A 10,731-nucleotide genomic window follows, 5' to 3' on the forward strand; every position below is an offset into this window, starting at 1 on the left:
AGTTATCTCCTTAACGTTCGGGTTAAGCAAGAGCACACACCTCTTGATTAAAGAGGTGAACTGCTACTCTATTTACTCAAAATTATTTGTTTGACTCACACCACTAGCGATTGCAGCCTTCGCAACGGCAGCTGGGACCCTCTCTTTTAAACGAGGATCTATGGGTTTAGGAATGATGTAGTCAGGACCAAACTCCCAATTTCTAACTCCGGGGTAATTATCCTTAACTACCTGAGGAACCGCTTCATGCGCCAGTTGACGAATTGCTTCAACGGCCGCAATCTGCATTGCTTGATTAATACATGTTGCACGCACATCTAATGCACCACGGAAAATATAAGGAAAACATAACACATTATTCACCTGATTTGGATAGTCACTTCGTCCCGTAGCGATTATCAAATCATTTCGCACCTCATGAGCATGCTCAGGCCTGATTTCCGGATCAGGATTAGACAGAGCAAAAATCACAGGGTTTGGAGCCATTAAATTTAGTAAATCTGCATTTAATAAATCAGGTTTGGCCACTCCAATAAATACATCAGCACCTGTCAGTGCATCTTCCAGTGTACGGCAATCCGTTGTTCGGGCAAATGCAAATTTGTATGCATTTAAATCCTCACGACCAGAATGTATCACTCCTTTTGTATCAAGAAGCAGCATATTTTTCTTGTCAGCACCAAGTGCTACCAACAACCGCATGGATGCAATCCCCGCGGCTCCGGCACCAATACAGACTATTTTAGCGTCTGATAATGTTTTACGCTGTAACTCAAGAGCATTAAGCAGACCCGCAGCGACAACTATAGCAGTACCGTGCTGATCATCATGAAAAACAGGAATATTTAGCTGCTCGATCAATGCTTGTTCAATTTCAAAACATTCCGGCGCTTTTATATCTTCCAGATTGATGCCACCAAAAGTGGGCGCTATGCTTTTGGCTGTAGCTATAAATGCCTGGGGATCATGCGCATCAATTTCAATATCAAATACATCCAAACCGGCAAACTGTTTAAACAATACAGCTTTGCCTTCCATTACAGGTTTACTGGCCAAAGAACCGACGTCTCCCAGACCAAGTACGGCAGTACCATTGGTCATAACAGCAATCAAATTGCCTTTATTTGTATAACGATAGGCATCCTCAGGTGTCTCTGCAATAGCTAAAACCGGTGCAGCAACACCAGGGGTATAAGCCAGAGATAAATCATCCTGGGAATTAGTTGGTTTTGTAACGTGTACACCAAGTTTTCCTGGAACAGGAAATTCATGATAGTCCAACGCACGCTGCTTTAATACGTCATTATCCAAAGTGCTTACTCTCTATATCAGACCACACGAAATAAAAATTTAATCTAAAAATATATATTTTTAGCAGGGATTGTTGACAGATAGTCCATTAATCCAAGATATGGCTTCAAGGTACAATCCAGGAAGCAAACCAGGAATTATATGTGTGGTTTAAAAAGAAGAATTGTCAACAAACCCCAGATACTTATTAAAAAGGCACATCGTGATTGTGCCTTTTATATAACTACTGTAACAAACAAGTTAATTTATTATTCTTACGATTTAGCTTGTGCAGAACGCATATTATAGCGATCACGGAATTTCTGTACACGACCACCGGTATCTACTAATTTTTGTTTGCCAGTATAGAAAGGATGGCATTGTGAACATACTTCAATGCTCAAATCTTTACATAAGGTTGAACGGGTTTCAAAAACTTCACCGCAACTGCAAGTAACTTTAACTGTTTGATAATCAGGATGAACAGATGCTTTCATAATACCACTCTCTTATAGTTCTAAATGAATATCGCCACCTGGACTCTTTGGCCAAGCACCATACTCTACACAAATGACGCAAAACAATAGCAGAATTGAATATATAAATCAATTTATTCTGAACGTGTCGCTAAAATGGATAATCCAGCAGGTTATATCCATTGCGCCTCTATTTCAGACCTTCATGCTTGTTTCTCTTAATCTGCATGATACAGAAAACAAGATTAAAAACAATAATAACAATAGCACAAAGTGCTGTTATTTTGCAATTTAAGGAGTTTTTTGAAACAATATTGGTGTTTTAGGAGAGTATCATCATACCTTTTGCTGTATGAGTTTCGGGTGCAATTTGATACACCCGGCCAACTATTATAATTCCAGTTCCACCCATACCGGAGCATGATCTGAAGGTCTTTCTGCTTTTCTCGGTTCTTTATCAATTTTGGATTGCCTGCACAATTGATTCAAATCATGACTCAACAACACATGATCAATACGCAATCCTCGATTTCTTCGGAATCCGGCCGCACGATAGTCCCACCAGCTGTAAACACCCTCTTCCTGCTCAAAATTTCTAAAACTATCATGCAATCCAGACTCTAACAGTTCTGCAAAAGCCTGTCGTTCCGGGGCACTTACCAACACACATCCTTCCCATTCTGCGGGATCATGGACATCTCGATCTTCTGGTGCAATATTAAAATCTCCAACTACCGCCAATTTTGGATAGGCCAACAATTGTTGTTGAATAAAAGAAGTTACTTTCTTCAACCAGTCCAGTTTGTATTGATATTTATCGGAAGTCAGTTCTGCGCCATTGGGAACATAGAGGTTAATTAATCTTATGCCGCTAATCGTCACGGCCAAAATTCTTCTCTGAGGATCCTCCAGATTAGGTATATCAGTCACTACTTCGGTAATGGGTTGACGGCTAACAACGGCAACGCCGTTATACGTTTTCTGCCCTGAAAATACGACATGATAACCCTTTTCCATAAAGGCTGCTGCTGGAAAATTCTCATCAACCAGTTTAGTTTCCTGCATGGCAAGAACATCGGTCCCGGTTGACTCAAGCCACTCCAAAACCTGCTCCAACCTTACTTTCAATGAATTCACATTCCAACTGGCCAGTTTAAACACACCAATCCCCCTTGTATTCAATCATTAGAGGAGCATGATCCGATAAACGGGCTTCCCGAAATATTCGGCTGTCTATCACATGCTCTGTGAGTCCAGGAGTGATCACCTGATAATCAATCCGCCACCCTACATTCTTTTCCCAAGCCCGGCTTCGGTATGACCACCAGGTATATTGCTCTTCTTCCTGATTATGTACTCGAAAGGCATCAACAAATCCCATGGTTCCAAACAATTCATCCATCCAGGCTCGTTCTTCAGGCAAAAATCCAGAGTTTTTCTGATTTCCCCGCCAGTTTTTTAAATCAATTTTCTTGTGGGCAATATTATAATCCCCACAAATAATCAATTCACGCCCCTCATTTTTTAAATTCTTTAAATGATTAGCGAATTGCTCCAGAAAATCGTATTTAACTTCCTGACGTCCGTCCCCGCTTGTCCCCGAAGGCAAATAAAGAGAAATGACGCTTAAATTAGGGTAGTCAAACTGGATGTATCGTCCTTCATTATCACAATAATCAAACCCCATGCCTTTAATGATGTGATTTGGTTTCTTCCTGGCATAGATGGCCACACCGCTATACCCTTTCTTTTGGGCATCAAAATAATCACAAAAATAATCTCTGGGATAATAGAGTTCTTCGGGTACTAATTGATCAACTTGAGCTTTTGTTTCCTGAATACAGACAAAATCTGCATCTTGCCCAGCAAGCCATTCATAAAAGCCATTACGTGCAGAAGCACGAATACCATTAGCATTAAAACTGATTACCTTCATACTGTCGTTCACTCCTCACCCTAATACTGTGGTTTCCTTCACGGACATTAAATTCAGACCCGACTCACTATTGATCATTGCAGATGCTTAATTTAAATAGAAAGCTTATGAATCAATTTATTTCTTCCTTATCGTTAAAGCAACTCGCCCCAATCGCTCACCCAAATGACGCGCCAGAGTAATTTCATCCTGACTCAGTGGATGATCATTAGCAACACCAGAAACATGAGTTACCCCATAAGGTGTTCCTCCGGTAACTGTAGTGTTCAGTGCCGATTCAGTATAGGGAACCCCCAAAATGAACATACCATGATGCAACAAAGGCAACATCATGGATATCAGAGTACTCTCCTGTCCTCCATGCATGCTGGCAGAAGAAGAAAAAACACAAGCGGGTTTGTCTACCAAATCACCAGCCAACCATAAGGCAGATGTTCCATCCAGAAAATATTTTAAAGGAGCAGCCATATTACCAAAACGTGTAGGACTACCCAAAGCCAAACCATGACAATTCTGTAAATCATCCAAAGTAGCATAGGGAGCTCCATGGTCAGGGATCGACTTCTCTGTAGCTTCACAGGTAGCAGAAACAGGGGGAACAGTACGCAATCTGGCTTCAATCCCGGCGACACTCTCGACACCTCGGGCAATGTATTGGGCTAATTGAGCAGTAGAACCTGTTCGGGAATAATATAAAACCAGGATGTAAGGTTCTGACATTGAATAACTCCGCTGGATTTTCGTTCAGGAAGTATATAGCAGGTAGAAAAGCTACGCGAGAGGATTTACCAATCACTGAAAACAAAAAGACTCTGCACGTTGATTAACCTGCAGAGCCATAAACGAATTAATGTCCCATTACCAATACATTAGCAGCAAGCATTTGCTGAACTAGCTCAGCAGAATCTGACGTTCCATATACAGAGACCACATCAACACCACTTAATACTATTGTTTCAGGTGATGCATTAAAATGAGCGCTTCCAGTTGGATCAGTTTTGATCACTGTATCCGTTTGATTCGTAGATTCATTATGGACCGTGCTAATTTGCAACAAGCTGTCTAAGGAATTAGAGCTTAGAGTGGAATCTTTAAACAAATCTGTTAAGTCCAAAGTACTTTTATCACCAGAAGCATCACCTTCCTTACTTAATTTAAAATCCGTTATCGTATCAATAGCAGGTTCATTGCCAATATCGGCTTTTTCAAAAACAAAGATATCGTTTCCACCTCCGCCTGTCATTGTATCATTGCCGATGCCTCCTTGAATGATGTCATTTCCGGATCCACCGATGATGGTATCATTACCTTTACCGCCATACAGATGATCATCACCCTCACCGCCAAAGATCAAATCATTACTATCACCACCATAAATGAAGTCATTTCCAGTGCTGCCATGAAGTTCTAAACTACCCATTGATGAAGACAAATCGTTGGTAATTTCATTGGTATTTACCTCATGAGCAATCACGCCCTCATCTCCTGAATCCAGATCAGTTAATGTATTAACTTGTTGCTCAGCGACAGGTTGTTGGTAGTCCACAGGATTAGCTACATAAAGATTATGAGCGGAGATAAAATGATTCACAACAGAATCTATTTCATGAACGAATTGATTGGTGTCTTTATACTCTGCGTCAACTAATGGAATTCCTGTAGAGCTGTTCATCCATTGATTAACTACATCAGTAAATTGATTATTAAAGTCTTTCAGCTCTTCATAGGTAATGATTGAACTGCTAAACGCGAGAATGATGACGCTGATGTCACTTAATAGATGTGAAGGTAAATAACCTTTCATATAGGATTCAAGAGTTTGAGCATAACTACCTTGAGTCAGGTGCTGTACTTCGCTGATTGCAGCAAGTGCATTCTCACCAGGAGTCAGTGTCTCAATACTGGTTTGTAATGCCCTTTGGCTGGCCGCCATGAAATCAATGACATCCTGATTGACAAAATCACCCAAATCAAGATGCGAGACAATATTTTGTAAAAAGGCCTTATCAGTAAAATCAGCAACCACACCATCAGGAAGATCAAGCAAAGCTTTACTGATTGCATCAAATACAGAGAAGGAAACATGACCTTCGTCAGTTGAATAACGAATGGCAGCAATTTCTGCAAACTGCACAGCGGCAGTCATCACTGAGGCATTTTGAGCAAGAATTTCATTAGAACCTGTAATTGGATTAAGGCTGATTAATTCTGTGCCTTCCGGTAACCCTAAATGAGCGACAATGTTAGCATTCGCTGTTTTATAATCAAATCCAGATTCCAACTGAGCCTGCAACAAACTGGTGAGAGGTGAAATAATGGATGATCCTACGGGTCCAAACAGGTTAATGGCATAACTCAGACCGGTATCGATATCAAAACCACCTGTTTGCACAGCTCGAGCTTCACCCAAAGTATATTGGCCATCACCATTTACATCCAGTTTGGTCAAATCCAATACCCATTCAACATGACCGTATTGATCAGTGATACCCAGACGCTCTCCAGCATCTTCCTGATTGTTTTCATTAATATCCAGATAAAGGATAGCACCCACAATAGTTCCATCAATAGTCGCGGTTCCGCCGCTAACAACAACACCTGTCAGCTGATTATCTCCAGAATCATTCAAGTTAGCCCCATTAGACAAAGTCACTTTAAAGTATTCGGTAGGTGCGCCTCCTGAATAATTTACGGTAATAGTATAGGTATTGGATACCGGAGTAGAAACAGCCACTCCAATAATATTCGTGCCTTTGATAACAATCGTATCGACATTAACCGTAAAATCAGTAATAGTATCGATTGGTGCTGCTGCTGCACTGGCTCCACCTTGACCTTTAAGCAAAACAACCTGATCAGCGCCTGCTCCAGTAGTAATGGTATCATTTCCTAATCCGCCTATGATCACATCATTACCGCCACGCGCATCGAGGACGTCATTACTGTCACCACCTTCCAACCATTCAGCAGCGTTGGTTCCAGTAAAAGTCTCTGGAGCATAAGCACCACTTAAATCGAGTTGAACTGTAGTAGTTTGTGAAGCAGTACTACCGTTACTGGATTCAACAGAACTGACGCTCGCACTTATAGCATTGATCTGAGCTGCAGTCAGCGCAGTTGTTGATACCAGCCTGATGTCATTTCCTGGAATAATCGTTGCAGAACCGGCGTTAACAGGAATTGAAGTATTAGTCACTGTATCGAACAGAGTAACCCCTGATGGTATACCAGCCAAAGTGATGTTGCCCAGAGTTTCACTTCCATCAACATCCTTGAGATAAGCCTCTGTCTGCAAGGTATATTCATATCTTAAAGGCTGATTGACATTAATGTTATCCCATATCACCGTCGAATCATTATCAAAGGAATACAGTCCAATAGTATTTAAAGTTGGCGCAGCAGTGGCTGCACCACTGACACTGCCGTAAATATAATTAAAATTTGCGACAACGCTGGGATCGCTTGTATCTACTGCGGAAACAGAGATACCAAGGTTACTGACATTAATGTCTACATGAAACCAATCGTCGGCATTAAAAGTAGTCCGTGCCAAATCAATAGGAACATTATTTACAATTTGAACTAATGTGAATTCCTGATATTGGCCCGGATGCATATTATAGAAAACTCCCCCTGGAGCATATTCAATACTTGGGTTTTCCCAACGAACCAAAAAATAATTTGAAGAATTTTGATACCCAAAAACAATACCAATTCCATTTACTCGTGGCGAATCTGCATCAGCAAACATATCAAGAGAAATAACATAATTCGTCAAATTTCGTTCAGCAGAACTAAGTTGATTACTATTTAACACCAAAAGTCCCTGAGCATCATCGGCATTGTCACTAGTGTTATAAGCAATAGCTCCACCTGTTTTGCTCCATCTATTGTTAAAATTACCAACCTCCGTGCTATTAGTACCTGTCTCACCAGCCCATGAAATACTATTGAACAAATTAGCTTCACTGGATGTTTTGTTATTTCCTCCTTGTATTTCAGCAAAAGTACTACTGAACAAAGCAACTTTACTCCAATTACTAAAATTATTTTCATTATTATTGTTTGAAAAAGTTCCTGCAATAATTCCTGTACCTGCTATCACTGTAGGCAGACTTAAGTGGGCATATAGTACAGGCGTGTCAGCAACAGCCGTTACATCTACAGTCATTGTATTAGGTGTTGGATCCAAATTAACACCGCCATTAGCTGTGCCACCACTGTCTCGAACCTGAAAAGTAAATGTGACAGGGCCATTAAGATCAATAGCAGGTGTAAACACCAAAAGACCAGCCGCAATATCCGTTGCGGAGATGAGTTGACCCGTTGTTACGGCCACACCATTTAAAGTCAATGAGCCAGTTGCTGGCAAGGTAGTAATTCTAACTGCTTGCAGGGTATTTGCTGGACTATCATTCAAGTCTGTAAATCCAAAATTACCAGTGGTGAATACAGTGGCAGTATCCTCCAGAGTAGTTACGGTAGTATTTGTTCCTGATGGAGCATCGTTGACCGGGTTCACCGTAATATTGGCAGTAGCGGTTTCCGTAACCCCACCAGAAGTTACTGTGTAAGTAAAGCTGGTACTGCCGTTGTAATTAGCGGCTGGAGTAAAGCTCAAAGTACCGTTGGCATTCAAAAGTACTGAACCATTCGCTACTGAAACACTTCCACCCACTGCGATTGCGGTTCCATTAATTGCAGTAATGATATGACCTGGGTTTTCAAAGGTATCATTAGCATTGGCATTGATAGTAACCACAGTATCTTCATTAGTGGTTACTGAATCATTGGCAATATCAACTACAGGGGTCACCGTAATAGCTATGCTATCTGTATCGCTTAAGGTGCCGTCATTAGTGACTATGGTTAAGCTGTCCGCCCCGTTATAATCAGCAACAGGCGTGTAAGTTAAACCATTCAAAGCGGTGGTAATGTTAGCAGGGGAACCAGTCAAAGTCACAGTGCCCGTGCCATTATTCGTGATGGTAACTCCGGCCGTTACCAAGGCCGTTAAGCTGCCATGAAGCACTGAAACCGTGGTAGTCACAGAGGCACTATCAATATCGATTAAAGTAATCGCATTGCCATTCGCGCTGCTGAACACCTGAGCAGTATCTTCATTTGTCGTTTGCGCGCCCGGGACGCTGTTCGTCGGGGTATCATTGATCGGATTCACTGTAAGATTTACTGTCGCGGTTTCCGTAACTCCGCCAGAAGTCACCGTATAAGTAAAGCTCGTGTTGCCATTGTAATTGTTATTAGGTGTAAAACTTAGGGTACCGTTGGCATTCAATAGTACTGTGCCATTGGCTACAGCAACACTATCCCCCACTGCAATTGCGGTTCCGTTAATCGCAGTGATGTTATGCCCTGCATTTTCAAAGCTGTCGTTGTTATTGACATCAACATTAGCCACAGTGTCTTCATTTAGAGTCACTGTGTCATTAGTAATATCGACCACAGGGGTCACATTGATGGTCAAAGTCGACGTATCCCCGCTGCTGCCATCGGACATTGTGTAGGTAACGACTGGAACAGGACCATTATAATCAGCTACAGGAATAAAACTGAACGTACCATCGCCATTAATTTGCAAACTGCCTACACCCGCAATCGCCGCCGTTTGGCCAGCGCTGTAGTTAGTGGTATCACCGGCTACATTAAAGCTCGTTACCGTCACCGGACCATCCACACTGCTCGTGCCACTGAGCACAGTACCGTTTAAGGTGCTGTCTTCCGCAACACTTAAGACTTCATTCGCATCAGTAAAGGCATCATCCACTGGAGTCACGTTGATGGTCAAAGTCGAGGTATCGCCACTGCTGCCATCGGTCATCGTGTAAGTGATTTCAGGTACAGGGCCGTTGTAATTAGCAACCGGAATAAAACTGAAGGTACCATCGCCATTAATCTGCAAGCTGCCCACACCCGCAATCGCAGCCGTTTGGCCAGCGCTGTAGTTGGTGGTATCACCGGCTACATTAAAGCCGGTTACCGTCACCGGACCATCCACACTGATCGTACCACTGAGCACGGTACCGGTTAAGGTCGTATCTTCCGCAACCGTCAAAGCTTCATCCGCATCGCTAAAGGCATCATCGACTGGAGTCACGTTAATAGTTAAAGTCGAGGTATCCCCGCTGCTGCCATCGGTCATCGTGTAGGTGATCTCAGGCACTGGACCGTTGTAATTGGCAACAGGAATAAAACTGAACGTACCATCGCCATTAATCTGCAAGCTGCCTACCCCGGCAATCGCAGCCGTTTGGCCAGCGCTGTAGTTGGTGGTATCACCGGCTACATTAAAGCCCGTCACCGTTACGGGACCATCGACACTGCTCGTGCCAGTGAGTACATTGCCCGTTAAAGTAGTGTCTTCAGCCACCGTCAAAGCTTCATCGGCATCGCTAAAGGCATCATCGACTGGAGTCACGTTAATAGTCAAAGTCGAGGTATCGCCACTGCTGCCATCGGTCATCGTGTAGGTGATCTCAGGTACTGGACCGTTGTAATTGGCAACCGGAATAAAACTGAAGGTACCATCGCTATTAATCTGCAAGCTGCCCACACCCGCAATCGCCGCTGTTTGGCCAGCGCTGTAGTTGGTGGTATCGCCCGCTACGTTAAAACCGGTTACCGTTACGGGACCATCGACACTGCTCGTGCCAGTGAGTACATTGCCCGTTAAAGTAGTGTCTTCAGCCACCGTCAAAGCTTCATCAGCATCGCTAAAGGCATCATCGACTGGAGTCACGTTAATAGTCAAAGTCGAAGTATCGCCACTGCTGCCATCGGTTATCGTGTAAGTGATTTCAGGTACAGGGCCGTTGTAATTAGCAACCGGAATAAAACTGAAGGTACCATCGCCATTAATCTGCAAGCTGCCCACACCCGCAATCGCAGCCGTTTGGCCAGCGCTGTAGTTGGTGGTATCGCCGGCTACATTAAAGCCGGTTACCGTCACCGGACCATCCACACTGCTCGTGCCACTGAGCACAGTACCGTTTAAGGTGCTGTCTTCCGCAA

6 protein-coding genes are annotated in these 10,731 nt (G+C 42.9%); all 6 read right to left on the reverse strand.

The genetic code is table 11. From position 1 onward, the window contains the following. Nucleotides 1-72: 72 nt before the first annotated feature. The 6 genes from ELY21_RS04685 to ELY21_RS15960 all read right to left on the reverse strand — a co-directional run bounded on the left by ELY21_RS04685 (nucleotide 73) and on the right by ELY21_RS15960 (nucleotide 10,702). On the reverse strand, nucleotides 73-1,311 hold the full coding sequence (locus ELY21_RS04685) for a malic enzyme-like NAD(P)-binding protein (RefSeq protein WP_127107336.1): 1,239 nt from the start codon (nucleotides 1,309-1,311) through the stop codon (nucleotides 73-75). Between the two features lie 254 nt (nucleotides 1,312-1,565). Further along, complete coding sequence (gene rpmE / locus ELY21_RS04690) at nucleotides 1,566-1,787, reverse strand: 50S ribosomal protein L31 (RefSeq protein ID WP_028383912.1); 222 nt, start codon at nucleotides 1,785-1,787, stop codon at nucleotides 1,566-1,568. A gap of 369 nt (nucleotides 1,788-2,156) precedes the next feature. Beyond that, nucleotides 2,157-2,927, reverse strand: coding sequence for an exodeoxyribonuclease III (gene xth / locus ELY21_RS04695; protein WP_199741635.1), 771 nt, complete (start codon nucleotides 2,925-2,927; stop codon nucleotides 2,157-2,159). Next, the gene (locus ELY21_RS04700) at nucleotides 2,920-3,702 is read right to left on the reverse strand and encodes an exodeoxyribonuclease III (RefSeq protein ID WP_127107339.1); all 783 of its coding nucleotides are present in this window, start codon (nucleotides 3,700-3,702) and stop codon (nucleotides 2,920-2,922) included. The genes xth and ELY21_RS04700 overlap by 8 nt, the downstream gene beginning before the upstream one ends. Before the next feature lie 117 nt (nucleotides 3,703-3,819). Then, complete coding sequence (gene wrbA, locus ELY21_RS04705; protein WP_127107341.1) at nucleotides 3,820-4,422, reverse strand: NAD(P)H:quinone oxidoreductase; 603 nt, start codon at nucleotides 4,420-4,422, stop codon at nucleotides 3,820-3,822. A gap of 127 nt (nucleotides 4,423-4,549) precedes the next feature. Continuing rightward, on the reverse strand, nucleotides 4,550-10,702 hold the full coding sequence (locus ELY21_RS15960) for a tandem-95 repeat protein (protein ID WP_305036012.1): 6,153 nt from the start codon (nucleotides 10,700-10,702) through the stop codon (nucleotides 4,550-4,552). Nucleotides 10,703-10,731: the final 29 nt, after the last annotated feature.

Origin of the sequence: Legionella sp. km535 (assembly GCF_003990085.1) — a bacterium.
GTDB lineage: Bacteria > Pseudomonadota > Gammaproteobacteria > Legionellales > Legionellaceae > Legionella > Legionella moravica.

Excerpts from the sequence above, each read along its gene's own strand:
- rpmE (WP_028383912.1), bottom strand. The coding sequence starts at position 1,787 with ATGAAAGCATCTGTTCATCCTGATTATCAAACAGTTAAAGTTACTTGC.
- ELY21_RS04700 (WP_127107339.1), bottom strand. The coding sequence starts at position 3,702 with ATGAAGGTAATCAGTTTTAATGCTAATGGTATTCGTGCTTCTGCACGT.
- wrbA (WP_127107341.1), bottom strand. The coding sequence starts at position 4,422 with ATGTCAGAACCTTACATCCTGGTTTTATATTATTCCCGAACAGGTTCT.